Annotated in this window: 22 protein-coding genes; 14 read left to right on the top strand and 8 right to left on the bottom strand. The window is 64.7% G+C overall.

The annotated features are described in order from the left end of the window. Nucleotides 1–14 precede the first annotated feature (14 nt). From ssuD to FB481_RS18640, 4 genes are read left to right on the top strand one after another with little or no spacing between them, the layout of a single operon-like run. On the top strand, nt 15–1163 hold the full coding sequence (gene ssuD, locus FB481_RS18655; RefSeq protein ID WP_147177321.1) for an FMNH2-dependent alkanesulfonate monooxygenase: 1149 nt from the start codon (nt 15–17) through the stop codon (nt 1161–1163). 50 nt (nt 1164–1213) lie between these two features. Further along, nucleotides 1214–2005, top strand: a complete 792-nt coding sequence (gene ssuC / locus FB481_RS18650; RefSeq protein WP_147177320.1) for an aliphatic sulfonate ABC transporter permease SsuC — start codon at nt 1214–1216, stop codon at nt 2003–2005. Beyond that, nucleotides 2002–2814, top strand: a complete 813-nt coding sequence (ssuB, locus tag FB481_RS18645) for an aliphatic sulfonates ABC transporter ATP-binding protein (RefSeq protein WP_147177319.1) — start codon at nt 2002–2004, stop codon at nt 2812–2814. The genes ssuC and ssuB overlap by 4 nt, the downstream gene beginning before the upstream one ends. 51 nt (nt 2815–2865) lie before the next feature. Then, nucleotides 2866–3081 (top strand): molybdopterin-binding protein, encoded by a 216-nt coding sequence (locus tag FB481_RS18640; RefSeq protein ID WP_013793202.1) that lies wholly within the window; start codon nt 2866–2868, stop codon nt 3079–3081. A gap of 153 nt (nt 3082–3234) precedes the next feature. Here the strand turns inward: FB481_RS18640 and FB481_RS18635 are convergent, their stop codons facing one another. After that, the gene (locus FB481_RS18635; RefSeq protein ID WP_147177318.1) at nt 3235–4767 is read right to left on the bottom strand and encodes an AhpA/YtjB family protein; all 1533 of its coding nucleotides are present in this window, start codon (nt 4765–4767) and stop codon (nt 3235–3237) included. Between the two features lie 179 nt (nt 4768–4946). Here FB481_RS18635 and serB point away from each other — a divergent pair, with 179 nt between their 5' ends. Further along, nucleotides 4947–6146, top strand: a complete 1200-nt coding sequence (serB, locus tag FB481_RS18630) for a phosphoserine phosphatase SerB (protein ID WP_147177317.1) — start codon at nt 4947–4949, stop codon at nt 6144–6146. A 492-nt stretch (nt 6147–6638) separates the two neighbouring features. Here the strand turns inward: serB and FB481_RS18625 are convergent, their stop codons facing one another. From FB481_RS18625 to FB481_RS18605, 5 genes are all read right to left on the bottom strand, one after another. Next, the gene (locus tag FB481_RS18625) at nt 6639–8702 is read right to left on the bottom strand and encodes an EAL domain-containing protein (protein ID WP_147177316.1); all 2064 of its coding nucleotides are present in this window, start codon (nt 8700–8702) and stop codon (nt 6639–6641) included. Nucleotides 8703–8766: 64 nt separating this feature from the next. Beyond that, nucleotides 8767–10563, bottom strand: coding sequence for a molecular chaperone (locus FB481_RS18620; RefSeq protein ID WP_147177315.1), 1797 nt, complete (start codon nt 10561–10563; stop codon nt 8767–8769). A 128-nt stretch (nt 10564–10691) separates the two neighbouring features. Further along, on the bottom strand, nt 10692–11549 hold the full coding sequence (gene asd, locus FB481_RS18615) for an archaetidylserine decarboxylase (protein WP_167363176.1): 858 nt from the start codon (nt 11547–11549) through the stop codon (nt 10692–10694). Nucleotides 11550–11605: 56 nt separating this feature from the next. After that, nucleotides 11606–12421: a rhodanese-like domain-containing protein gene (locus FB481_RS18610; protein WP_147177314.1), complete on the bottom strand. Its 816-nt coding sequence runs from the start codon at nt 12419–12421 to the stop codon at nt 11606–11608. A 66-nt stretch (nt 12422–12487) separates the two neighbouring features. Beyond that, nucleotides 12488–14008, bottom strand: coding sequence for an HDOD domain-containing protein (locus tag FB481_RS18605; RefSeq protein WP_147177313.1), 1521 nt, complete (start codon nt 14006–14008; stop codon nt 12488–12490). Between the two features lie 121 nt (nt 14009–14129). On the opposite strand from FB481_RS18605, the gene motA reads away from it, so the two are divergent. Continuing rightward, on the top strand, nt 14130–14981 hold the full coding sequence (motA, locus tag FB481_RS18600) for a flagellar motor stator protein MotA (protein ID WP_147177312.1): 852 nt from the start codon (nt 14130–14132) through the stop codon (nt 14979–14981). A gap of 5 nt (nt 14982–14986) precedes the next feature. Continuing rightward, the gene (gene motB / locus FB481_RS18595; RefSeq protein WP_147177311.1) at nt 14987–16021 is read left to right on the top strand and encodes a flagellar motor protein MotB; all 1035 of its coding nucleotides are present in this window, start codon (nt 14987–14989) and stop codon (nt 16019–16021) included. A 31-nt stretch (nt 16022–16052) separates the two neighbouring features. On the opposite strand, the gene rsgA is transcribed toward motB, so the two are convergent. Then, nucleotides 16053–17084: a small ribosomal subunit biogenesis GTPase RsgA gene (rsgA, locus tag FB481_RS18590; RefSeq protein ID WP_147177310.1), complete on the bottom strand. Its 1032-nt coding sequence runs from the start codon at nt 17082–17084 to the stop codon at nt 16053–16055. 118 nt (nt 17085–17202) lie between these two features. On the opposite strand from rsgA, the gene FB481_RS18585 reads away from it, so the two are divergent. Beyond that, nucleotides 17203–17994 (top strand): class I SAM-dependent methyltransferase, encoded by a 792-nt coding sequence (locus tag FB481_RS18585; RefSeq protein ID WP_147177309.1) that lies wholly within the window; start codon nt 17203–17205, stop codon nt 17992–17994. Nucleotides 17995–18021: 27 nt separating this feature from the next. After that, nucleotides 18022–18564, top strand: a complete 543-nt coding sequence (orn, locus tag FB481_RS18580; RefSeq protein WP_147177308.1) for an oligoribonuclease — start codon at nt 18022–18024, stop codon at nt 18562–18564. 92 nt (nt 18565–18656) lie between these two features. Here orn and queG read toward each other — a convergent pair whose 3' ends face one another. Beyond that, a complete protein-coding gene (queG, locus tag FB481_RS18575) occupies nt 18657–19727 on the bottom strand; it encodes a tRNA epoxyqueuosine(34) reductase QueG (RefSeq protein ID WP_147177307.1) in 1071 nt (356 codons plus the stop codon). A gap of 58 nt (nt 19728–19785) precedes the next feature. Between queG and FB481_RS18570 the strand changes: the two genes are divergently transcribed. The 5 genes from FB481_RS18570 (at nt 19786) to miaA (ending at nt 26076) form a co-directional block, all read left to right on the top strand. Next, complete coding sequence (locus tag FB481_RS18570) at nt 19786–21285, top strand: NAD(P)H-hydrate dehydratase (protein ID WP_147177306.1); 1500 nt, start codon at nt 19786–19788, stop codon at nt 21283–21285. Then, the gene (gene tsaE / locus FB481_RS18565) at nt 21273–21740 is read left to right on the top strand and encodes a tRNA (adenosine(37)-N6)-threonylcarbamoyltransferase complex ATPase subunit type 1 TsaE (RefSeq protein ID WP_027903242.1); all 468 of its coding nucleotides are present in this window, start codon (nt 21273–21275) and stop codon (nt 21738–21740) included. The genes FB481_RS18570 and tsaE overlap by 13 nt, the downstream gene beginning before the upstream one ends. 8 nt (nt 21741–21748) lie before the next feature. After that, nucleotides 21749–23179, top strand: coding sequence for an N-acetylmuramoyl-L-alanine amidase (locus FB481_RS18560; protein WP_208604551.1), 1431 nt, complete (start codon nt 21749–21751; stop codon nt 23177–23179). Further along, entirely contained in the window at nt 23176–25050 is a 1875-nt protein-coding gene (mutL, locus tag FB481_RS18555; RefSeq protein WP_147177305.1) for a DNA mismatch repair endonuclease MutL, read from the top strand. The genes FB481_RS18560 and mutL overlap by 4 nt, the downstream gene beginning before the upstream one ends. A gap of 69 nt (nt 25051–25119) precedes the next feature. Then, complete coding sequence (gene miaA, locus FB481_RS18550) at nt 25120–26076, top strand: tRNA (adenosine(37)-N6)-dimethylallyltransferase MiaA (protein ID WP_147177304.1); 957 nt, start codon at nt 25120–25122, stop codon at nt 26074–26076. The last annotated feature ends 105 nt before the right edge of the window (nt 26077–26181 follow it).

Below are 26181 nucleotides of genomic sequence, written 5' to 3'. Positions count from 1 at the left end.
AAGGAGACCACTCCATGAGCCTCAACATCTTCTGGTTTCTGCCCACCCACGGTGATGGCCACTACCTCGGTACCTCGCAAGGGGCCCGCGCCGTCGACCACGGCTACCTGCAGCAGATCGCCCAGGCGGCTGACCGTCTGGGTTTCGGCGGCGTACTGATCCCCACCGGGCGTTCCTGCGAGGATTCCTGGCTGGTCGCCGCCTCGCTGATTCCGGTGACCCAGCGGCTGAAATTCCTGGTCGCCCTGCGCCCGGGGATCATTTCCCCGACCGTGGCAGCACGCCAGGCGGCAACCCTGGATCGCTTGTCCGGTGGCCGCGCGCTATTCAACCTGGTGACCGGCGGTGACCCGGACGAGCTGGCCGGTGATGGCCTCAATCTGTCCCATGCCGAACGCTACGAAGCCTCGGTCGAGTTCACCCGCATCTGGCGCCGCGTGCTGGAAGGCGAGGTGGTCGATTACGACGGCAAACACATTCAGGTCAAGGGCGCCAAGCTGCTCTATCCGCCGGTTCAGCAACCGCGCCCGCCGCTGTATTTCGGCGGCTCCTCGGAAGCGGCGCAAGATCTGGCTGCCGAGCAGGTCGAGCTGTACTTGACCTGGGGCGAGCCGCCCGCCGCGGTGGCCGAGAAGATCGCCCAGGTGCGTGAGAAGGCCAAGGCTCAGGGCCGCGAAGTGCGCTTCGGCATTCGCCTGCATGTGATCGTGCGGGAAACCAATGAGGAGGCCTGGAAGGCCGCCGACAAACTGATCGCCCATGTCGACGACGACACCATCGCCCGCGCCCAGGCGTCCCTGGCGCGCTTCGATTCGGTCGGTCAGCAGCGCATGGCTGCCCTGCACGGTGGCAGCAAGGACAATCTGGAAGTGTCGCCCAACCTGTGGGCCGGCGTCGGCCTGGTACGCGGTGGTGCCGGTACCGCGCTGGTCGGTGATGGCCCGACGGTCGCTGAACGGGTCAAGGAATACGCCGCGCTGGGCATCGATACCTTCATCTTCTCCGGTTATCCACACCTCGAAGAATCCTATCGCGTCGCCGAGCTGCTGTTCCCCCACCTGGAGGTGAACCGCCCGGCGCTGCCGGAAGGCGCCAACTACGTGAGTCCGTTCGGTGAGATGGTCGCCAACGACATTCTGCCCAAGGCGGCTTCGGCCAGCTGAAACACGGCCGGGCGTGGATGGCCCGGCCCGCGATGATTTCGAGGTACGCGATGAGCAAGACATCTTCCAACAGCCTGGCCCTACGCCTGGCGCCCTGGGCCTTGCCCGTGGCGCTGCTGGTCGCCTGGCAGAGCTCGGTGGCGCTGGGGCTTTTGTCCACGCGCATCCTGCCGGCGCCGAGCGCGGTATTCGAGGCCGGCTGGCAGCTGCTGGCCAGCGGTGAAATCTGGACGCATCTGGCGATCAGTGGCTGGCGCGCCGGCGTCGGTTTCGCCATCGGCGGTGGCATCGGCCTGGCGCTGGGCTTCATCACCGGTTTGTCGAAGTGGGGCGAGCGGCTGATCGACAGCTCGGTGCAGATGATTCGCAACGTGCCGCACCTGGCGCTGATTCCTCTGGTGATCCTGTGGTTCGGCATCGACGAGAGCGCGAAGATTTTCCTGGTCGCCCTCGGCACCCTGTTCCCGATTTACCTGAACACCTACCACGGCATCCGCAACGTCGACCCAGCGCTGGTGGAAATGGCGCGCAGCTATGGCCTGTCCGGCTTCGCGCTGTTCCGTCAGGTGATCCTGCCCGGCGCGCTGCCGTCGATTCTGGTCGGTGTGCGTTTCGCTCTCGGCCTGATGTGGCTGACCCTGATCGTCGCTGAGACCATTTCCGCCAGCAGCGGTATCGGTTACCTGGCGATGAACGCCCGCGAATTCCTGCAGACCGACGTGGTGGTGCTGGCCATTCTGCTCTACGCCGTGCTCGGCAAGCTGGCCGACGTCGCTGCACGCGGCCTCGAACGTGCCTGGTTGCGCTGGCACCCGGCTTATCAGGGAGCGGCTGCGAAATGAATGCGCCACTGAATGCTTTACACAACCTCAAGCGAGGCACGCCGCTGACCATTCGCGGCATCCAGAAATCCTTCGGTGAGCGCCAGGTGCTCAGGGATATCGACTTGCGTATCCCATCCGGTCAGTTCGTCGCCGTGGTCGGTCGCAGTGGTTGCGGCAAGAGTACCTTGCTGCGTCTGCTCGCCGGGCTCGACGCGCCCACGGGCGGTGAACTGCTGGCCGGCAACGGGCCGTTGGCAGCGACCCGCGATGATACCCGACTGATGTTCCAGGAGGCGCGGCTGCTGCCCTGGAAGCGGGTGATCGACAACGTCGGCCTCGGTCTCACGGGTGACTGGCGGCCCAAGGCTCAGCAGGTGCTCGAAGCAGTGGGCCTGGCCGATCGTGCCAACGAGTGGCCGGCGTCCCTGTCCGGTGGCCAGAAACAACGTGTCGCCCTGGCCCGCGCGCTGATCCACGAACCACGCCTGTTGCTGCTCGACGAACCCCTCGGCGCTCTAGACGCGCTGACCCGCATCGAGATGCAGCAACTGATCGAAAGCCTGTGGCAGCAGCACGGCTTCACCGTGTTGCTGGTCACCCACGATGTCAGCGAGGCGGTAGCCACCGCGGACCGGGTGATCCTCATCGAGGACGGCGAGATCGGCCTCGACATCGAAGTGAATCTGCAACGCCCACGCAACCGCGGCTCCGCTCACTTGGCGGCCCTGGAAGCCGACGTGCTCAACCGCGTGCTGGAGATACCGGCGCTGCCTGCCGAACCCGACCCGGTTTCACCCCTGCCGACCCAGCTGCGCTGGGCGCTCTAACCCTGACTTGAAGCCCGTTGTGGGCACTTCACGACCCCTGGAGATTCAGCCATGACCATCAAAGCCATCAACGTTCGCAACCAGTTCAAAGGCACCATCAAGGAAATCGTCGAAGGCGACGTGCTGTCGGAAATCGACGTGCAGACCGCCGCCGGCATCGTCACCTCGGTGATCACCACCCGTTCCGTGCGCGAGCTGGAACTGGGGGTGGGCAGCGAAGTGATCGCCTTCGTGAAGTCCACCGAAGTGTCGATCGCCAAGCTCTGATTGCTGACGCGCCTTACGAAACGATTTGTGGGAGCGGGCCATGCCCGCGAAAAATCCTGCCCACTCCGCGCTTCCACAAGCTGACTGCGAATGGACCGCGCATTAAAAAGGCCGGCATAAATGCCGGCCTTCCTCATCTCTACTGCCGAATCCCTACCGCTCTTCGCGCAGCTTGGCCATCTGTCGTTCCAGCAGTGCCGGATACGGATCGAGCAGGCGCTCGACGCAGCTGGCGCCTTCGGGGCTGGCGATGGCGCGGATGCGTGCGCGCTGGCGCAGGGTGGCGTCTTCGCCGACGCGGCGCTCGACCAGCAGCAGGTTGCGGCTGTGCTGCGACAGCGCCAGGGCATCTTGGGCGGTTTCGCTGAGCAGCAGGTCGCCCTGACTCAGGCCCTGCAGGTCTTCGCCCAGGGTCAGGCCCAGTTGCAGGTGCAGGGTGATGCCGCTGTCGGCCACCTCGATCTGCAGGGCGTGGCCAAGGGCGCGCAGCAGTTCGCCGCAGCAAATGGCATGGGTCAGGTAATCGTCCCCGTTGGCCTCGTGATGGAACAGCATCAGGCTGCTGCCATCGTTGAGGGTGTGCAGCTCGGCCTTGTAGAGCGTCGCCGCCTTATCCAGGCAGCCGCGATAGCTTTCCAGCAGTTCCATCAGGCGCGAACGCGGCAGGCGACGCAGCTGCTCTTGGGCGCCCAGTTGCACGGCCAGCACAGCGCTTTTTCGCGGTGCCTTCGGCGCACTCACGGCCGGGCTGTCTTCGTCGTCATAGAGGTCGGCGAAGGCATCGTCGTCGTGCTCGTCACGGCGGCGGCTTGGCGGGTCGTAGTCGTCATCGCTGTCAAAGCGGCTGTCGCGCAGGTCACGCATCGCGAAGCTCGGGGCAGGGCGCTCGTCACGCTGATTGCGGTCGTCCTCGTGTTCGTCGTCGAGGAAGTCCTCGCCCAGCTCATCCAGGTCGTCGAATTCCGGCTCGGGCTCGGGCTCAGGTTCCGGCTTCTCCGGCGCCAGGCGCGCCTGTAGCTGGCGCGCCAGGTCGCCGATCTCGTCCTGGCGGTTGCCACCTGGGGCATAGTCGTCCGGGTCACGTAGCCACACGCGCATCTGCATCAATGGTGTGGAAATCTGCCGGCCCAGACGCAGGCTCAGCGACAGGGTCAAGGCCAGCAAAATCAGGCTAAGAATGCCCATGCTCTGCAGGCTGATGGTCATCGGCTGCTCGAACTGCTGCATGTCCAGGCTGATGCGCAGCTGTCCGGCCATTACCTCCTGGAAGGTGATCGGCGTCGAATACAGGCCTTCGGTTTCACCCAGCATGTTCTTGCTCGGCCGGGTGCCGGCTTCGGCGAGGATGCGGTTGTCCACGCTGTAGATGGCTGCGTGGGCCACCAGCGGGTTCTTCACCAGGTTATTGAGCAGCACGTTGAGGCTGAGGATGTCGTTGGACACCAGCAGCTCGGTGGCCGAAGCGGCCGTCTGGGTGATCAGGCTGCTGCCCAGCGCTTCGGCCTGCTGCTGCATGGCCTGCTTGAACTGCATGCCGATCACCCAGGCATAGATCACCAGCGCCATGGCCACCAGCAGCAGGCTGTGGCTGACGATGCGCAATGCCAGCGGCACGCGACGTTGGCGCAGTGCACGGAAGAGCAGGAGGAAGAAGTTGTCGGGCTTTACGGGGGCGGGCCGGTTCACAGAGCTCGGCTCTCGTTGACTGGAAGTGGCGCGCAGTATAGCGAGCGGCCCGCACAGGGCAAAGCGCCGCGCGTGCCGGCAGAGGCCTGAAATGGTTAGAATGTGCGTTTTTTCACCGGCCCTGCTGCACATTGCCGTTCGGCAGACCGTTCATAGTCCTGCGAGCCCCGGAGTACGCCTTGCGCCCAATCGTCCTGATCAACGTTACCGGTGAAGATCGGCCCGGCCTCACGGCAGCCGTTAGCGGCGTGCTGGCCCAGGCTGGCGTCACCGTTCTCGATATCGCCCAGTCCGCCGTGCATGGCGTTTCGTCGCTAAGCATCCTGGTGGAAGTGGCTGATGCTGCGGCGCTGAACGAGGCCGTGCTGGCTGCGACCCAAACGCTGGGTCAGCAGGTGCATTTCACCCAGCTCGATGCCGCCGACTATCAGCGTTGGGTCGAAGGGCAGGGCAGCCAGCGCCATATCGTCACCCTGCTGAGCCGCCAGGTCAGCGCCGAGCAATTGCAGCGCGTCAGCGCGTTGACCGCCGAGCAGGGCCTGAGCATCGAGCGCATCGAGCGACTGTCCCTGCCGGTGGTACCGGGCGCCCAGCCGAGAAACGCCTGCATCGAGTTCTCCCTGCGCGGTGAGCCGGGTGATGCCGCCGGCCTGCGCGCGGAGTTCCTGCGCGCGGCCGACGAGCTGAACATGGATATCGCCTTCCAGGTCGATTCGCTGCAGCGCCGCCATCGCCGCCTGGCGGTGTTCGACATGGACTCGACGCTGATCGAAGCCGAGGTCATCGATGAGCTGGCCAAGGCTGCCGGTATCGGCGACAAGGTTTCGGCCATCACCGAACGGGCGATGCGTGGCGAGCTGGATTTCCGCGCCAGCTTCAAGGAGCGCCTGGCGCTGCTGAAGGGCCTGGACGTTGGCGTGTTGGACGAAATCGGCGCCTCACTGCGCCTGACCGAGGGCGCCGAGCGGCTGTTCGCCGAGCTCAAGCGCCTGGGCTACAAGACCGCCATCCTGTCCGGCGGCTTCACCTATTTCGCCAAGCAGCTGCAGGCCAAGCTGGGTATCGACTACGTATTCGCCAATGAGCTGGCGGTGGTCGACGGTAAGGTCACCGGCGTCGCCGTCGAGCCGATCGTTGACGCCCAGCGCAAGGCTGATCTGCTCCGTGAGCTGGCGCAGAAGGAAGGCCTGCAGCTGGAGCAGACCATCGCCGTGGGCGATGGTGCCAACGACCTGCCGATGCTGGCCATCGCTGGCCTGGGTGTGGCCTTCCGCGCCAAACCGCTGGTCAAGCAATCGGCCAAGCAGGCGATCTCGACCCTTGGGTTGGATGGCGTTTTGTATCTGCTGGGTGTGCACGAGCGCGATCTGCAGCGCTAAGAACCTTTCACGATCTTTGTGCGAATAAAGCGGCAACTACAAGGCCAGAGCAGCCGCTCGCCACTTTGGCTCTTTAATGTTTTTCCTGCACGGCAATAACAGGCGACACCAATCGCCCCTTCAGGAGGCCGAATGGAATCGTTGTGCTGGGGACGAGCCGCATGGATGCGGCGAGAGGCCTGATGGGCATGGATGGCCCTTCCAGGCCGGCCCCGGAACGACGATGAAATGAGGGAACCCCAGCGAAGCTGGGACCGGATGTCGGGGCTAGACCTTTTGGTTACTTTTGGCGGGGCCGGCCATCCGGGCAATGCCAAAAGAAACCCGCTCGTCAGAGCGGAGCCGAGCTTACAGGCAATACGGTAATGCTGGCGGACTCATTCTGGGAGCGGGCGGGGACGACCCCCGTGATTTTTTCGCGGGCATGGCCCGCTCCCACAGGTAATCACCAGTCAATCCTATAGGCGCGGGGCAGCCGTGCTGCTCCGCCGATCAATCGTCCGACGAGAAGTTGTAGTCCATCGACTGGCTCGGGCCCTGCAGGTAGTAGCCCTGAATGTAGTTGGTGCCCGCCTGCCACAGCGTGGCCAGCACGCTGGCCGACTCCACGAATGGCACGATGGTCAGCTTGGCCTGGCTGTGCAGGTTGGCCAGCATGGTTTTCAGCGCTTCCTGATTGACCGGGTCTGTCAGCTCCTTGGTGAAGGAACCGTCCACCTTGACGAAGTCCACCGGTAGGTGGCGCAGGGTGTTGAACGGGTTCAGGGCGCAGCCGAACTGGCTGAGCGCGATATGACAATGCAGGTCCTTGAGCCCTTGGGCCAGGGCCTTGGCCTGCTTGAGGTAGGTGACCGCATCCGGTTCGCTGAACTGGAACACCAGCGCATCGGAAGGCAGGCGGGCGGCCTTCAGCGCCACGCTGAGCCACGGCAGCAGGGTCGGGTCCTGCAGGCTGGCGCTGGACAGGTGCACGAACAGGCGCGTGGCGTGGCCCTTGGAACGGTGATCGGCGAGCAGCTTGATCGAGCTGAGAATCACCCAGCGGTCGATCTTCTCGCCCATACCCGACTCCCTGGCCACGGCCAGGAATTCATGGGGCGGCACTTCCTGCCCTGACGGACTGAGCAGGCGCAGCAGTACCTCGTAGTGCTCATGCTCGTCGCCACGCAAGCTGATCACCGGCTGGAACAGCAGGCGGAAGCTGTTCTGCTCCAGTGCCTGCTGGACCATGGCCACCACGCTGCCGCGGCTGGCGGCAGCCGCCAGTTCCTCGGCCGGGTCGAACAGCTTGAGGGTGCCTGGCTCATTCAACTGGTCTGCGCAGCGCTGGGCACGGTCGATGACCTCACCCGCCTTGGGCGTGGTGTCGTTAAGGCCGGCGACGCCGATGGACAGCGTGGTCTGCGCGGTACGTCCGTTGATATCGAACAGGTGGGTTTCGGCTTTCTTAAGCAGTACCTCGAGCTGCGGGCGCTGTTGCTGCGGCGATAGGCCGGTCTGCAGCACGGCGAACACATCGTCACCAAAGCGCGCCAGCTGGGCATCCTTGGGGAAATGGGTGCGCAGCAGGGTGGCCAGGTCGGTGAGCAGCAGGTCGATGGCGCCCAAGCCCATTTCGGCGAGCAGAGTTGCATAGCGGTCTACGCGAATGTACGCCAGGCTGGCCGGCTGTTCGTCGTGGACGGCGCGGTGCGCGGCCTGATCCATCAGCTCGAGGAAGTGGCTGCGGTTGTATAGGCCAGTGACCAGGTCCAGGCTGCTGATTTCGCGTAGCTTCTCTTCCAGCTCAGCGTTAGCGGTCTCGGCGCGGATTACTACCTGGATGCACGGCTCGCCATCGTAGGCCGCTGGCGACAGGCTGATACGCGCCGGGAAGCTGCTGTCGTTGGTGCGCACGCCAGCGCAGGCCAGTTCCTGGCCGTCCATCTGCTGGTGGTTCTTCAGGAAATCCTTGAACGCGCCTTGGTCGCTGGCACCGATCAGGTCGATCATCGGCAGGCCTTCGAGCTCCTCGGCGTCATCGAAGCCGAACAGTTCCAGATAGGCACGGTTGGCGTAGATGTGCATGCCGTCGTGAACGTAGGCGATGGCGTCGACCGAGCTGTCGAGCAGTAACTGGCAGCGTTTCTCGGCCTCGCGCAGGGCCACTTCTGCGGCGCGGCGGGCGCGGCGTTCCTCGAGGTTTACCAGTTCGCGGCGGGCCACCAGCACCAGGCGCTCGTCCTCGCCTTGTGGCAGGGCGTCCTGGGCGCCGAGCATCAGCGCTTCGGTGACGCTGTCCGGCTCGTTGTCGGCCAGCAGCAGAATGACCGGAATGTCCTTACCCTGATGACGAATGCTGGACAGCGCTTCGTGCGGGTCGAGGTTGTCACTGCTCGGCGAGCAGATCAGCAAATCCCAGTTTTGCTTGAGGGCATCGAGCAGGTCTTCGCTGGAGGTCAGACGATGGACGCGAGTGGCATTACCAGCATTGCGGAACAGACTGACGAGACGCTCGGCCTCGTTCTGCGAGTCTTCGAGAATCAGCAGGCGGATGGTTTTCTTTTCGATGGCCATTAGCGAAGTCGAATCTGCGATAAGACAGCAGAAAAAGAGCGGGAATTAAGGGGTTTCCGGCAATCTACAGCGACTTCCAGAGTGAGTCAAAGTCTTCCTCCCCGGCTGGGCGCTGGGTGCTGGAGGCTGTGACGGAGGTCGCGTGATCCGCCGCTTTTTGCTCCAGATCGTGGTACTCGAACTGGCTGAAACTGCCTGTGCTGAGCTGTTTCTGGCTGAGCACGGCACGGCGTTCCTTGCCGTTGATATTGATCAGCACCTTGCTGCCTTCCTGGAACGGCAGGCGTGGAGTGATCAGCGTAGCCGGGCGGGAGATGGCGGCGATTTCCGGAAGCAGCAGCGCGCGCAGGTATTGGCTGTTCTGCTCGGCCTTGCGTACCAGCTGCAGACCACAGGACTGTGCGTGGGGCGCGATCAGCTCGATGCCCATCTGCGTGCCGCCGCCGCGCACCTGGCGGATCCAGCGCACCACGGCAACGCTCCAGCCCTGCTGCGGGTTATCGCGGATACCAAGGATCTCGCCAGCCTGCAGTTGGGTCGGCACTTCCTTGGGCCACGACAGGCAATAGCCACCAGGGCTATGGTTGACGATAGCCAACAGGAAGGTTGGGAAGCTTTCGCCGCCATCAGCCTGGGTTTCCAGCTCCTGGGCAGGTTTGGGATATTCGATTTCCTCGAAGGAAAGGCCGTTTTCCCATTCGTTACGCCGTGCATCCGGGGCGTTGGCCCACACATCGGGCTCTCCGCTACGCGGCTTGAACGAGGCGGCGGTGTCGACCTGCTGCTTGAGTATCTCGCTGAACACGCGGCCATTGGCCAGGTAATAGTTCAGTGCACTCATGCCGATGCAGAGGGTCATGCTGCCGGTACCCTGGGTGCGTTGGAAGGTTCGCTCGGAGATGTCGCCCCAGGCCGCTGCTGCATGTTGCAGCATGTCGATGGTGAAACCATCGGGTACCGTCAGGCGAGAGCGCGCGCGATCCTCGGGCAGCAGTTCCAGATGATCCTTGATCGCATCGACCAGTGGCGTCGGGTCGATCCCCAGCGCGCCCTGCAATTCGCTTGGCTGGAACAGCGAGGTGTAGCGCGGCGGGCCGTCCAGCTGTGGCGCCACGGCGAAGATGCTGCTCGGCTGGCTGCCAGCCTGCAAATTGACCAGCGGGCTCCAGGCCTCCAGTGCTTCGGCGAGGCGGGCAATGGCGCTCTGGCGCATCTGGTTGCAACGCGAGCAGCCAATCAGCAAGGCGACTATATAGCCCTGCTCGACGCTCAGCCCCTGGGTGTGGCGTGCCAGTGGGTCGCGGATCACCACCTTGTGCAGCTCGTGGCGACGGGCGATCAGGTAGATCTGATGCAGCTCCAGCCACAGGCCCTCAGGCACCGGGCAGTACAGTTGGCTGGTGCGAATCAGCGGGCCGTTGAGGCTATGCACCGCCCGCTGCAGCGCCGTACCGAGCAGCGCGTTGCGCTCACGGTTGGGCTGCACAGCCAGGCGCGAAATGATCAGTTTGTAACCGATGGCCAGGTGGTTTTGCAGCGCCTGGCAGAGGTTGGCGACCTTGCGCGGGCGCTCGTCGAGGACGATGGCCTGGTTGAGGAAGTGGCGTTCCAGATGCTGGCAGACGAAATACACTTCCGGGCGTAGCAGCTCGAGCAATTGCAGGCGGTTGTCAGAAGGTGTCAGCAGTTGGTTGAGCTCGATCAGCGCCTGGTAGAGCTGGCGGGCCGTTTCGCCGATGTTGGCCTTGGGCAGGCCGGCGATCCAGCGTTTCAGGTCGCGTGGCGTGGCGTCGCAGAAAGTCAGGCCCTGCTTGGTCGGCGTCGGGACGCGGAGCAAAAGGTGGGGGCTCTGTTTATCCATCTAGCTTCGTTACTCCAGCGCCAGCATTCGATCGACTGATTGGTCAGGTTTAGCGACTCTAGCAGCATCTTGCCATCGTCGCAGCCTTTGCGGCGCCGCGGGCCAGGCCTGCGCGGCGTGCCATCTGGTCATTGGCCGAGCAGTTGGCCCATGCGTACCGGGCTGTTGGCGCCCAGTTCGTCAGCCCATTTGACCTGCTCGGGGCCAAACAGCACGATAGCCGTGGAGCCCAGTTTGAAGCGGCCCAGCTCAGCGCCTTTCTCCAGGTTGACCGGCCCGCGGGCTGCCTCATCGTAGCGCACGGTTTTCAGCTCACGCTTGGGTGGGGTGATTAGTCCGGCCCATACGGTTTCGATAGAGGCGACGATCATTGCGCCGACCAGCACCACGGCCATCGGCCCGCGCTCGGTATCGAACAGGCACACCACACGCTCGTTGCGGGCGAACAGCTCGGGCACGTTTTCCGCGGTGGTCTGGTTCACCGAGAACAGCCGGCCCGGCACGTAGATCATCTCGCGCAGGGTGCCGGCCAGCGGCATGTGCACGCGGTGGTAGTCCTTGGGCGACAGGTACACGGTGGCGAAGTCGCCGCCCATGAAGGGCGCGGCGCGCTCGCTGTCACCACCCAGCAGTTCGGTCACGCTGTAGCTGTGGCCCTTGGCCTGGAATACCCGGCCATGCTCGATGCGGCCCAGCTGGCTGATCGCCCCGTCGGCCGGGCACAGCACCGCGCCGGGGGTATTATCCAGCGGCCGGGCGCCTTCCTTCAGTGCGCGGGTGAAGAAGGCGTTGAAGTGTTCGTAGGCGTTGAGGTCTTCGACCTGCGCTTCGCTCATGTCGACCTGGTACTGCTTGGCGAACCAGCCGATCAGACGGTTCTTGAACCAGGCAGCGCGGCACTGCGCGGCGCAGCCGATCAGGCGCGACAGCAGGTGGTGCGGTATCAGGTGCTGGCTGAGGATAAACAGGCGTTCTTTCATCTTTATTCCTTGGCTGCTCGGCTGTGCAGGCCGGGCACGGTAAGTGGACAGTCAGATCGGCTTCAACGTTCGACTGGTGTATCGGTCAGGTTGCCCCACTCGCCCCAGGAGCCGGCATAAGCCTTGACCCGCGGGTAGCCCAGCGCCTTGGCGACCAGGTAGGTGAAGCCGGAGCGGCGATGGCTCTGGCAGTGGGTGATGATTTCCTTGTCGGCGCTCAGCCCGCGCTGCTCGAGCTGTTCGGCGATGTCCTGGCGGATGCGCAGGGCACGGGCCGGATCCATGCCCGCCGTCCACTCGAAGTGGATGGCGCCGGGAATATGCCCGCCGCGAGCGGCCTGCACCTTCTCGCCGCGGTATTCTTCGGCCGAGCGTGCATCCCAGATGGCCAGGTCGTCGGCGCCCAGGCGGGATTTCAGGTAATCCGCGCTGGCAGTAGGCGCATCGCTGAGGGTCAGCGACACCGGCGTGTGCTTTGGCGCAGGCGCATCCTGGCTCAGCGGCAGGCCTTCGGCTTGCCAGGCCGTCAGGCCGCCATTGAGGAAGTGGTAGCGCGAGTGGCCGATCACATCCAGCAGCCAGATGAAACGGCCGGCCCAGCCGCCACCCTCGTCGTCATACACCACATAGGTGGCCTGTGGGTGATGGCCGAGTTCGCTGAACAGCTGCTCGAGCTGCGCCTTTTCCGGTAGCAGGCCGGGAGCCGATGGAGGGCTGGCCTGGGTGCGTTTGCCGTCGACGAAGCGGGCGCCCGGGATATGCCCGGTTAAGTAGCGTTGCTGGTTGCTCAGGTCGACCAGAATCAGCTCGGGGGCATCCAGGTGTGCGGCGAGGTCTACCGGCTCGATGACCAGCGGCAAATTGTCGAAGGCTGTCATACAGGCCTCGTTGGCTGAGTTAAGCGGGCGATTGTAGCGCAGAAGAATACCGCGAAGCGGCGGCGCTCAGCGCTTACGTTTGCTGAAGGTGTCCAGCGCGCGCTCGATGCACTGCGCGGTCTTGGTGAAGGCCTGCACGCTGGTGTCACTGATCGGCTGGCCGCCCTGGTCGGCAAACAGCAGCATCACCACCCGCTCGTTGCTGGCCAGCGAGCGGATCAGCAGGTGTTCGCTAGGCAGCAAGACTTTCAGGTCGCCTGGCAGCAGGGCAGAGAATTGCGCCATGTTGGCTGGCGTCAGGCGCAGTTGTGCGGGCTTTTCCAGCAGCCGACGCAGCACCTGGCTCTGCGCCGGATCGAGGGTCAGGCCGCCAGCGCTGGGCGTCACCCCAGCGTGCTGCTGCACCTGCAGACGGCTGTGGTTGCGGTCGGCCAGCAGCATCACCACCCGCGACAACCCAGTGGCCTGCAGCGCCTGGCGAGCGCAGGTGGTGAGCTGCTGGACGTTGCTGAAGGCTGAAGGCTGGGCCAGCAGTTGGCTGCACAGCTGCCGCCAATCGATCGCTTGAGGTGACGGGGCAGGCGCCGGCACTGGCTTTGGCTGGAAGTGGCGTGCATCCCAGGGCCACAGCAGCGCCTCGGCGGGGTGCCAGAGGCCGACGGTATCCAGTTGCCGGGCGCTGTGCGCGGCGTTCTGGTGGATCTGCTGCTGCAGCTCGGTCAGTGGCAGCTGCAGGTACAGGCAATTGAGTCCGTGCCAGCGTCGGGTGTGGGGGCCGTTCCAGGCGTTGTGTGCCGACACCGCGATCACATTGGCTAGCAGAATGCTGTTGGCCGGCTGGGTGAGCCAGCGCTGCAGCGTTGGGTTGGCGTCCAGTGCCTGCTGCTGGCGCAGCGGCTCATCGTTGCGTCGGGCAATGTGCAGGGCTCTGCCCAGTAGGCGGCGATCATCAATCAGCAAGCGATAGCCCTGAGAGATCCACGCCGGCAGGCGCCAGCGCTCGGCCAGCGCCAGGCACAGCGCGAACAACGGTATGCCGAGCATGTCGCGCTCGACCTTTACGGGCTGCTCGCCGTCTATCAGTACACGCCGTTCCCAGGCCTCGAACAGGTGGGGGTGAGCGGCCAGCAAGACCCAGACTGGCGATAGGAATAGCAGGCTGCCCCAGTGAATTTCCTGCCACAGACGCGCCAGGCGCGCGGCGAACAGGCCATTGGCCTGGAAAGCGGCGTGCTGGCTGATTAGCTGGATCTGCCGTAGTGGAGCTGGAATATCGGCAAGCGGCCGGGCGGGCAAGCGGGCCAGAAGCTCTTCGGCGCGCTTCAAGCCCAGGCGGGTCAGGGCAGTCTCCAGGCTTTCCGCTGCCTCACCCAGGGCGCTGCCCTTGCTGTTGGCCTCGCGCAGCACGCTGAGCACCAGCGCCGGGCTATCCTGCATCAGGTCGGCGATCTCACGCAGCGAGCGGCGGCTGTCGGCCAATGCGCGGCGTACCTGCAGGTGATGATCGGCCGCGATGGGCAGCAGCTGACCGTCCAGCTGCTTGAGCCAGGCATCGAGGGTGCGCGGTAACGGCGTGCTTGCGACCATGGGGGTGTGCCAAAATGGCTTTTTTTAGACTTAACTGACTATAGTCTGGCGCATCTCTTCCGATAAATAGAAGGGGGTTCGCGCGGTCGCCCTTTCTTATTCACCTGATCAAGTTTTTTCTATGGCCAAAATCATCGGCATCATCGTTGTATTCGCTTGCGTGTTCGGCGGCTTCGTCGCGTCGGGCGGTCATCTCATGGCCCTGGTGCACCCTTTCGAAGTGCTGATCATCGGCGGTGCGGCGCTGGGCGCTTTCCTGCAGGCCAACCCGGGCAGCATGTTCATGACTGTCTTCAAGAAGTCGTTGAAAATGTTCAAGTCGCGCTTCACCCACGATTACTACCTGGAAGTGCTGCGCCTGCTCTATGAGATTCTCAACAAGGCGCGCCGCGAGGGGATGATGGCTATCGAAGCCGACCTCGAAGACCCGGCGGCGAGCCCGATCTTCAGCAAGTACGCGGCGGTGCTGGGCGATGAGCGCATGGTCGCGTTCATCTGCGATTACCTGCGCATTATGTCCTCGGGCAACATGGCGCCCCACGAGCTCGAAGGCCTGTTCGACATGGAACTGGTCGGCCTCAAGGAGGAACTCGAGCACCCGGCCCACGCGGTGGCGAAGATCGCCGACGGCATGCCGGCGATGGGTATCGTCGCCGCGGTACTGGGTATCGTGATCACCATGTCGATTCTCGCCGAGGCGGACAACGCGCAGATCGGTGAGAAGGTCGGTACCGCGCTGGTCGGTACCTTCCTCGGTATTCTCGCCTCTTACGGCTTCTTCGGCCCGCTCTCCGCGGCACTCGAGCACGACGCCAAGGAAGAGCTGAACGTCTATGAGGCCATCAAGGCCGGCCTGGTCGCCTCGGCGTCCGGCATGCCGCCGTCGCTGGCCGTCGAGTTCTCGCGCAAGACCCTGTACCCGGCGCACCGCCCGAGCTTCAGTGAGCTTGAGCAGGCCATGCGCGGGAACTAAGCACCATGGAAAACAACCAGCCGATCATCGTCAAGCGGGTCAAGAAGGTTGCCGGCGGCCACCATGGTGGCGCCTGGAAGATCGCCTTTGCCGACTTCGCCACGGCGATGATGGCCTTCTTCATGGTGATGTGGCTGATGTCCTCGGCCACACCCGAGCAGAAGAAATTGATCTCCGGTTACTTCAAGGACCCCATCGGTTTCTCCGAGAGCGCCAGCCCCTATGTGATCGACCTCGGCGGCTCGCCGACGCCGTCGCCGGATCGCACCCTCAACGAGCAGCCCCAGGAGGCCCCGGGGGACGAAGCGAAAGCCGATCCCAAGGATCCCGCCGAGCTGGACGCCGAGCAGGCCGAAGCCAAGGCCGAGGAAGTCGAGCGCGAGCGCCTGGAGCTGCTGCTGCAGGAGCTGCAGACCAAGGTCGAGCAGGACCCGCAGCTGCAGCGTTTCAAGGATCAGATCCTGTTCGAGATCACCCAGGACGGCCTGCGCATCCAGATCGTCGATGCCGAGAATCGGCCAATGTTCGCCCTCGGCAGCGCGCAGCTGCAGCCGTACTTCGAGGACATCCTGTTCGCCCTCACAGACACCATAAAGACGGTGCCCAACAAGATCAGCATCAGCGGCCATACCGACGCCAAGCCGTTTGCCGGCGCTGGCGGCTTCGGCAACTGGGAGCTGTCGGCCAACCGCGCCAATGCGGCGCGGCGCGTGTTGATCGCGGCGGGCTACGACGATGCCCAGGTGGCGCGCGTGGTCGGCTATGCCTCGTCGGCGCTGTTCGACCGCAACGATCCGTTCAACCCGGTGAACCGGCGCATCGATATCGTGGTGCTGACCAAGAGGGCGCAGCGCAACATCGAAGGCGAGCAGGGCGGTGGCGCGCTGGCGCCGGATCCCGCGCAGGGTTCGCCTTTCGGTGGTACTGGCGCGGGCTCAGGTGCGGCGCCTGCAGCCGAGCCGCTTTCCAGTGATCAGGTGCGAGAGAAGCTGAACATCTTCGAAGATGGCACGTTGAAGCTGGATCAGCCCAAGGAGTGATCGGCTCGCACACCAACGTGTACGAAGCGGATCAATACTCGGGTTCCGGCAAACTGGCCAGAATGTGCCGGTAGCTGTTCATCCGCTGCGGCTGAATCCGCCCATCTTCCAGCGCCTTGAGCAGGGCGCAGCCGGGCTCGCGGTGATGCTTGCAGTCGCGGAAACGGCAATGGCCGAGCAGGTCGGCGAACTCGATAAAGCCCGCCTCCACATCGTCACGGCTGACATGGCCGAGGCCGAACTCGCGAATACCCGGTGAGTCGATCAGCTGGCCGCCGCCGGGGAAGTGGAACAGGCGCGCGGTCGTAGTGGTGTGGGTGCCTTTGCCGGTCAGCTCGGACAGCGCGCCGACGCGGGTGTCGACGCCCGGCAGCAGGCTGTTGACCAGCGACGACTTGCCGACGCCCGACTGGCCCACGAAGACGCTGATGTTGCCGTCGAGCTGCTTCTTGAGCTGCTCCATGCCATCGCCTTCCAGCGCCGAGACTTCCAGCAGCGGATAACCCAGCTGGCGATAGACGCCGAGCAGCGCATTCAGCGCGGTTTCGTTCTGTGCATCGATCAGGTCGGCCTTGTTGAGCAGCAGTAGCGGGCGAATGCCGGCGTGCTCGGCAGCGACCAGGTAGCGATCAATCAGGTTGGCGTGGGGCTCGGGCAGTGGTGCGAAGACGATGACGATCAGGTCGACGTTGGCTGCGACCGGCTTCAGCTGGCCGCGGGTGTCCGGGCGGCATAGCTCGGTGTCGCGTGGCAGCTGGGCGACGATCACGCCGATGCCCTGGTTGCCCGGGCGCCACACCACGCGGTCGCCAGTGACCAGCGTCGGCAGGTTGGCGCGCAAGTGGCAGCGGAACACCTGGCCGCTCAGCTCGCCGTCGGTGGCTTCGACTTCCACCTGCACGCCGAAGTGGGCGATCACCAGGCCGGTCTGCTCCGGGCCCAGATCGCCGCCTTCCAGGGTTTCCACCACGCGGGATTCGCGCTTGGCGGCGCGTGCGGCGCGCTCGCCCTGGATCTTTTCGATGCGCCAGTTTTGCCGGCGGTTGAGTTGGCGTTTGGCCATGGGGCTTCCGAGTTGTGCTGCGCTTGAAATGGCTCGGATTCTAGCACGCCTGATGGCGCGACAATTTGTCGAGGCCGGCGCTAGACTGGCCAACCGTCTTTCTACGAGCCTCAACGGCATGGCTGCTTCCTACCGCGCGCTGCATCGCCTGGGTGAACGTTATCCGGCCCTCCTGGCCCTGTTGATCCAGTTGGTGGTCACCCTAGTCATGGGCGTGGCGATCATTGCTGCGGCCCAGCTGTTCGAGTGGCGCGCGAGCCCCTTGGCCGCCGGTTTGCTGCACGGCCTGCTTTGCGCCTGCCTGGCTCGCTGGCTGGGCCTGTCGCGCTGGTGGTGGTGGCTGAATCTGCTGTTCGTGCCGAGTTTGCTGCTGGCCAGTGGTGCGCCGCTGCCGTCCTGGCTGTTTCTGCTCGGCTTTCTGTTATTACTGATGCTCAACTGGAACAGCTTCGGCGAGCGCGTGCCGCTTTACCTGACCGGCGCCGGTACCCGGCATGAACTGGCTCGCCTGCTCGAAGCCCGCGGCCAGCGTTTCAGCTTCGTCGATCTGGGCTGCGGCCCGGCCGGCACCTTGCTGTGGCTGGCGCGGCGTTTTCCCCAGGCACAGTTCACCGGCGTGGAAACTGCGCCGCTGTCCTTTGCAATTGCCTGGTTGCGCTGCCTCGGCCGGCGCAACTGCCGGATTCGTTATCAGAACCTGTGGCGCACCGAGTTGAGCGCCATCGACGTCGCCTACTGCTTTCTCTCACCTGCGCCGATGCCTGCGCTTTGGGACAAGGCCCATACCGAGTTGCCGAAAGGTGCCTGGCTGATCAGCAATACCTTCGAGATTCCCGGCGTGGCGCCGCAGCGCGTGGTCGAGCTCAAGGACTGGCGCGATTCACGCCTGCTGCTCTGGGAGATTGGCTAGAATGACGAACCCAAAGAGGAGCGCAGCATGCAGAACCCACAGAATCTGATCTGGATCGACCTGGAAATGACCGGTCTCGATCCCGAAACGGACGTCATCATCGAGATGGCGACCATCGTCACCGATACCGAACTCAACGTGCTGGCCGAAGGCCCGGTGATCGCCGTGCACCAGAGCGACGAGCGCCTCGCGGCGATGGACGAGTGGAACACGCGCACCCACGGCGAGAGCGGGCTGACCCAGCGCGTGCGCGACAGCAAGGTCAGCCAGGCCGAGGCCGAGGCGCAGACCATCGCCTTCCTGGAAAAGTGGGTGCCGAAAGGCAAGTCGCCGATCTGCGGCAACAGCATTGGCCAGGATCGTCGCTTTCTCTACAAGTACATGCCGGCGCTGGAAGCCTACTTCCACTACCGCTACCTGGATGTGTCGACCCTCAAGATTCTTGCCGAGCGCTGGGCGCCCGGCGTCAAGGAAGGCTTCGTCAAAACCGGTACGCACCAGGCGCTGGACGACATCCGCGAGTCCATCGCCGAGCTCAAGTATTACCGCCAGCACCTTCTCAAGGTCTGAGGGCTGCAGTCCCGTAGCCCGGGTTGGCCATAGGCGTAACCCGGGGGATATTCCTGGGTTCGCTGCGCTCCGGCCCAGGCTACGGGGTTGAATCAGCCCTGGCGGCGGGCGTGCTGCTCCAGCGCCCACTGCACATGCTCGCGCACCAGCTCCGACGGATACTCGCGGCGCGCCTCCAGCGCCTCCAGCACCGGGATGCTCGACGGCGCGTTGCCCAGGCCGACGGCCAGGTTGCGCAGCCAGCGCTCGTAACCGGCACGGCGCAGCGGTGAGCCTTCGGTAAGGCTGAGAAATTCCTCCTCGCTCCAGCGAAACAGCTCGGCCAGTTCGGCATTGTCCAGGCTGTGCCGCGGCTGGAAATCACTCTGTTCGGTAGGTTTGGCGAAGCGGTTCCAGGGGCAGACCATCTGGCAGTCGTCGCAGCCGAACACCCGATTGCCGATGGGCGCGCGCAGCTCCTCGGGAATCGGGCCTTTAAGTTCGATGGTCAGGTAGGAAATGCAGCGCCGCGCATCGAGCACATAGGGGCCGACGAAGGCGGCGGTCGGGCAGATGTCCAGGCAGGCGCTGCAGCGGCCACAATGTTCGCTGCCGTGGGGTGCATCCTCTGGCAATGGGATGTCGACGAACAGCTCGCCGAGAAAGAAGTAACTGCCCGCCTTGCGGTTGAGCACCAAGGTGTTCTTGCCGATCCAGCCCAGGCCGGACTGTTCGGCGATGGCTTTCTCCAGCACCGGCGCGCTGTCGACGAAGGCGCGGTAGCCAAAGGGGCCGATGGCCTGCTGGATACGCTCGGCCAGCTGTTGCAGACGTTTGCGGATCAGCTTGTGGTAGTCGCGGCCCAAGGCATAGCGCGACAGGTAGGCTTTTTCCGGCTCCTGCAGGCGCTGGGCCATCTTCGTGTCGCCGGGCAGGTAGTCCATGCGCAGCGACACCACGCGCAGGGTGCCGGGCACCAGCTCGTCGGGATGTGAACGTTTGCGGCCGTGCGCGGCCATATAGTCCATCTCGCCTTGGTAGCCGGCATCCAGCCAGCGCTGCAGGTGGGCCTCGTGCTCACCCAGCTCCAGGCCGCTGATGCCCACCTGCTGAAAGCCCAGTTCACGGCCCCAGTCCTTGATGGACTGGGCGAGGCTGGCGAGGTCGAGGGTGGCGTCGGTCATGCTGGGCGGGAATCTGCAGTAGGCGGCGTATAATTCTGCCAGACATCGGAGCTCAGGCATGCGGCATTCATCAGACGATCTTCCCCTCGCGCTCTACAGCGCCGCTCAGGTGCGGGCGCTGGATGCGGCGTTGATCGCTGCCGGCACGCCAGGTTTCGAGCTGATGCAGCGCGCGGCCCACGCCATCTGGCGCGCGCTGCGCCGCGAATGGCCGGAAGTTGGCGCGATGACCGTGCTGGCCGGGCACGGCAACAATGCTGGCGACGGTTACTTGGTTGCGGCGCTCGCCAAACGCGCCGGCTGGCAGGTGCGGGTACTGGCCGTCAGCGAGCCACAACGGTTACAGGGCGATGCCGCCCTGGCCCGTGACGAGGCACGCGCTGCCGGTGTCGAGGTACTGCCGTGGCACGCAGAGGCCGAGCCGCGAGGCGTGCTGGTCGATGCGCTGCTCGGCACCGGTTTGGCGGGCGAGGTGCGTGAGCCTTACGCGGCGGCCATCGACTGGATCAACCACAGTGGGCAGCCCGTGCTGGCGGTGGATATTCCATCCGGCATCTGTGCGGACAGCGGCCAGGTGCTTGGGCAGGCGGTCACGGCGCACCTGACCGTCACCCTGATTGGCTTGAAGATCGGCCTGTTCGTCGGCCAGGTGCTCGATCATGTCGGCCGCCTGGTATTCGATGATCTGCAGGCTGACGCCGAGATCGTGGCCGGTCAGCCATCCGTAGCGCATCGCCTGGCTGGCGAGATGTTGCCAAGGGTTGCCCCTCGTCAGCCGACCACCCATAAAGGCCAGCTGGGCCACTTGCTGGTGGTTGGCGGTGATCAGGGCACCGGCGGTGCGGCGCTGCTGTCGGCGCAGAGCGCGCTGCGCGGCGGTGCCGGCATGGTGTCCCTGGCCACTCGCGCGGAGCATATCGGCGCCGCGCAAACGCGCCTGCCCGAGGTGATGAGTCTGGCGGTCGCTTCGGCCAATCAATTAAACGTGTTGGCAGGCAAGATCACCGTGTGGGTGGTCGGGCCTGGGCTCGGGCAGGGCGCCTGGGGCCGCAGTCTGCTGTCGGCAGCCGCTGCCGCTAGTGGCGTTCAGGTATGGGATGCCGACGCGCTCAACCTGCTGGCCACAGATAATGTGCGCATCGTCCCCGGCAGCGTGATCACTCCGCACCCCGGCGAGGCGGCGCGCCTGTTGGGTATCTCCACGGCTGAGCTGCAGGCCGATCGCCCGGCTGCGGCCAGGGCGTTGGCCCGGCGTTACGACGTAGTTTGTGTGCTCAAGGGGGCCGGCACGCTGGTTGCCGATCCGGCTGGTCGCCTGCTGGTGTGTGATCGCGGCGATCCGGTGATGGCTGGCGCCGGGCTGGGCGATGTGCTGGCCGGTCTGATCGGCGCGCTGATTGCCCAGGGCTGCAGTACGTGGCAGGCAGCGGCCCTAGGCGTGTGGGTGCATGCCTGCGCCGGTGAGTCACTGGCCCATAAAGGAAATGGTCTGGCGGCCAGCGATCTGTGCGACGCTATCCGTCATTTGTTACAGGAGCGAGCCGCTTGTCGGAATTAGAACTGTTCGCCGCCGATGAGGACGCCATGCTGGCGCTCGGCGCGCGTATCGCTGCGGCCACTGGAGGGCGTGGCGTGATTTACCTGGAAGGTGATCTGGGTGCCGGCAAGACCACGCTGTCGCGCGGCATCCTGCAGGGCCTTGGTCACCGTGGCGCGGTGAAAAGCCCGACCTTCACCCTGGTCGAGCCCTACGAGATCGGCGAAGTCCGTGCCTTTCATTTCGACCTCTATCGCCTTGTCGATCCCGAGGAGCTGGAGTTTCTCGGCATTCGCGATTACTTCGAGGGCGACGCCCTGTGCCTGATCGAGTGGCCCCAGCGGGGTGCCGGCGTTTTGCCAAAGGCCGACCTGGACATTACCATTAGCCCGCGATCGGGTGGCCGGTCGCTGCTGCTTCGCAGTCATGGTGCGAAGGGTGAAAGCTGGTGTGCCGTTCTGGCACCCGGAGCATGAACAAGAGAGTGGGGGCGGGTATGCGCATAGGCGCGCGAATGATCGCGGTCGGGCTGATGTTGGCGGTCATGGCTGCCGACGTGTGGGCCGCGTCGGATGTGCGCAGTGTTCGCCTGTGGCGCGCACCGGACAACACGCGCCTGGTCTTCGACCTGTCCGGCCCGGTGCAGCACAGCGTGTTCACCCTGACCGCGCCGGATCGTATCGTGATCGATATCAGCGGCGCCAAGCTGGTCACCCCGCTGGACAAGCTGGCCCTGAGCAACACGCCCATAACCGCGGTGCGCTCGGCGCAGCGTACACCGGACGACTTGCGCGTGGTCATCGACGTCTCGGCCCAGGTCACCCCGAAGAGTTTCACCCTGGCGCCCAATCAGCAGTACGGCAATCGCCTGGTCGTCGACCTGTTCGATCAGCCGTCGGATGCCGCGCCGAGTCTGCCATCCACCACCACCGCCAGTGAGCCCCCGGTTCCCGTCACGCCGACCCAGGCACCGCCCAAGGTGGCCCCCGTGCCGGGTGGCAAACGCGATATCGTGATCGCCATCGACGCCGGTCATGGTGGCGAAGACCCTGGTGCACTGGGCCCGACCAGGGGCCAGTTCGAGAAGAACGTGACCCTGGCCATCGCCAAGGAGCTGCAGCGCCAGGTCAATGCTCAGAAGGGTTTCCGCGGCGAGTTGGTGCGTACCGGCGACTATTTCATTCCGTTGCGCAAGCGTACCGAGATCGCCCGCAAGAAGGGCGCCGATCTGTTCGTGTCCATTCACGCCGATGCGGCGCCCCGTGCGGCCGCTTTCGGCGCTTCGGTTTATGCGTTGTCCGACCGCGGCGCCACCTCGGAAACCGCGCGCTGGCTGGCGGACGCCGAGAACCAGTCCGACCTGATCGGCGGTGCCGGCAACGTCAGTCTCGAAGACAAGGACCGCATGCTTGCCGGCGTGCTGCTCGATCTGTCGATGACCGCGTCGCTGTCGTCCAGCCTCAATGTCGGGCAGAAAGTGCTTGGTCAGATGGGCCAGGTCACGCCGCTGCACAAGCGCCGCGTCGAGCAGGCCGGCTTCATGGTATTGAAGTCGCCGGACATTCCGTCGATCCTGGTCGAAACCGGCTTCATCTCCAACCCCAGCGAGGCGCGCAAGCTGCACTCGGCTGGTCACCAGCAGAGCCTGGCGCGCTCCATCGTCACCGGTGTGAAGCAGTTCTTCGAACAGAACCCGCCGCCCGGCACCTACATCGCCTGGCTGCGCGACAACGGCAAAGTTGCCCAGGGGCCGCGTGAGCACCGGGTCTCCTCCGGGGAAAGCCTGGCGCTGATCGCCCAGCGCTATCAGGTCAGCCTGGCGAGCCTGCGCAGTGCCAATTCGCTGAAGTCCGACGTGATCAAAGTCGGCCAGACGCTGCAGATTCCCGCGACCGCCCTGGCCGTCCAGCCATGAGTGACGTGGCACGCATCCAGCTGCTCAGCCCGCGGCTGGCGAACCAGATCGCCGCCGGTGAGGTGGTCGAACGCCCGGCGTCGGTGGCCAAGGAACTACTGGAAAACAGCCTGGATTCAGGGGCCAAGCGCATCGAAGTAGATGTCGAGCAGGGCGGTGTCAAGCTGCTGCGCGTGCGCGACGATGGTCGCGGCATCGCCGCCGATGATCTGCCGCTGGCGCTTGCCCGCCATGCCACCAGCAAGATTCGCGAGCTCGAAGACCTCGAACAGGTCTTGAGCATGGGCTTTCGTGGTGAAGCCCTGGCGTCCATCAGCTCGGTCGCCAGGCTGACGCTCACTTCCCGTACCGCTGACGCCGAACAGGCCTGGCAGGTGGAGACCGAAGGCCGCGAGATGCAACCGCGCGTGCAGCCGGCGGCCCATCCGGTCGGCACCTCGGTGGAGGTGCGCGACCTGTTCTTCAATACCCCGGCGCGGCGCAAATTCCTCAAGGCCGAGAAGACCGAGTTCGATCACCTGCAGGAGGTCATCAAACGCCTCGCGCTGGCGCGTTTCGATGTAGCCTTCCACCTGCGTCATAACGGCAAGAGCGTGTTGTCGCTGCATGAAGCCAATGACGACGTGAGCCGTGCCCGGCGTGTCGCCTCGGTGTGCAGCGCAGGCTTTCTGGAGCAGGCGCTGCCCATCGATATCGAGCGCAATGGCCTGCACCTGTGGGGTTGGGTCGGGTTGCCGACCTTCTCCCGCAGCCAGGCGGACCTGCAGTATTTCTACGTGAACGGCCGCATGGTGCGTGACAAATTGGTCGCCCACGCGGTGCGCCAGGCGTACCGCGACGTGCTGTTCAATGGCCGCCATCCGACCTTCGTGCTGTTTCTGGAAATCGACCCCACCGCCGTCGACGTCAACGTGCACCCCACCAAGCACGAAGTGCGCTTCCGCGAAGGGCGCATGGTTCACGACTTCCTCTACGGCACCCTGCACCGAGCGCTTGGCGAGGTGCGTCCGGAAGACCATTTGGCCACGCCGGCCGCCGCCGAGACGGTGCTGCGACCTAGCGGCCTGGCTGCCGGTGAGTTCGGCCCGCAAGGTGAAATGGGGCTTTCCGCCAGCGTGCTCGAGCGCCCGACCGATTCGGTCTGGCGTTCCCCCGGTGCCGGTTATCAGGGCCAGCGCAGCGAAGCCACGCTGCCGGCCGCCGAGGCGCAGGGCGTCTATCGCGAGTTCTACGCGCCGCTGGCCACCAGCAGCGCGCCGGCTGCCTTGCCTGAGGTTCAAGGAGATATCCCGCCGCTGGGGTATGCCATCGCTCAGCTCAAGGGCATCTATATCCTGGCCGAAAATGCTCACGGCCTGGTGGTCGTGGACATGCACGCGGCCCACGAGCGCATCACCTACGAGCGTCTCAAGGTGGCGATGGCCAGCGAAGGCCTGCGCGGCCAGCCGCTGCTGGTACCCGAGTCCATCGCCGTCAGCCAGCGCGAAGCGGACTGCGCCGAAGAGCACGGCCAGTGGTTCCTGAAGCTCGGCTTTGAACTGCAGCGTCTAGGCCCGGAAACCCTGGCGATCCGCCAGATTCCGGCGCTGCTCAAGCAGGCCGAGGCGACTCGTCTGGTGGGTGATGTGCTGTCCGATCTGCTCGAGTATGGCACCAGTGACCGCATCCAGGCGCACCTCAACGAGCTGCTGGCGACCATGGCCTGTCACGGCGCCGTGCGCGCCAATCGCCGCCTGACCTTGCCGGAGATGAACGGCCTGCTGCGTGATATGGAGCAGACCGAGCGCAGCGGCCAGTGCAACCATGGCCGGCCGACTTGGACGCAGATGAGCCTGGATCAGTTGGACAAGTTGTTCCTGCGCGGCCAGTAACCCAGCGTCGCGCTTGCGGCCGGCGGCTTAGGTCCGGAAAATGGGCCGCCGTTCATTCGAGTCGTGTTGATGTCCTCTTTGCCTCCCGCCATCTTTCTGATGGGGCCGACCGCGTCCGGCAAGACCGATCTGGCCCTGGCCCTGGCGCGTGTGTTGCCCTGCGAGCTGATCAGTGTGGACTCGGCGCTGGTCTATCGCGGCATGGACATCGGCACCGCCAAGCCTGATCGCGACACCCTCGAAGCCTTTCCCCATCATCTGGTGGATATTCGCGATCCGTCCGAAGCCTATTCGGCGGCCGATTTCCGTCGGGATGCCCTGGCGGCTATGGCCGATATCACCGCGCGGGGGCGTATCCCGTTGTTGGTCGGCGGCACCATGCTCTATTACAAGGCGCTGCTCGATGGCCTGGCCGATATGCCGGGCGCCGACGCCGAGGTGCGCGCCGAGCTCGAAGCGCGGGCCGAGCAGGAGGGCCTGGCGGCGCTGCATGCTGAGCTGCAGGCAGTGGATCCGCAATCGGCGGCGCGCATTCATCCGAACGATCCGCAGCGTCTGGTCCGCGCCCTGGAGGTGTTCCGGGTCAGCGGCATGACCATGACCCAGCTGCGCGAACAACAGAGCGAAGCGGCAGCCGAGGGCGGCGGCTTACCCTATACTGTCGCGCAGTTGGCGATAGCGCCGGCGCAGCGGCAGATTCTCCACGAACGAATCGCCAAACGATTTGATCAGATGCTGGAACAGGGCTTCGTCGCCGAGGTCGAACGCCTGCATCGGCGAGGTGACTTGCACGGTGAAATGCCGTCTATTAGAGCGGTAGGTTACCGACAGGTGTGGGATCATCTGGAAGGGCGGCTCAGCGCAGCGCAGATGCGCGAGCGCGGCATCATCGCCACCCGCCAGTTGGCCAAGCGGCAATTTACCTGGTTACGCAGTTGGCAAAATGTGCACTGGCTCGACAGTCTCGATTGCGACAATCTGCCACGTGCCTTGAAATACATGGCAACGGTCTCCATATTGAGCTGAGACCTTGCCGCCGGCCGTCTATCCTTGGGGGAAGATGTGCCAAAGCCGTTTGTAGGCCAAGCAAACCGTTCAAACACTATTTCATTTATCGATTCATTTAGGAGT

It is taken from the genome of Pseudomonas sp. AG1028 (genome assembly GCF_007993955.1).
Classification (GTDB): Bacteria; Pseudomonadota; Gammaproteobacteria; order Pseudomonadales; family Pseudomonadaceae; genus Aquipseudomonas; species Aquipseudomonas straminea.
Note: the sequence above shows the minus strand (reverse complement) of the source record. Positions and strands in the feature narration are given on the sequence as shown.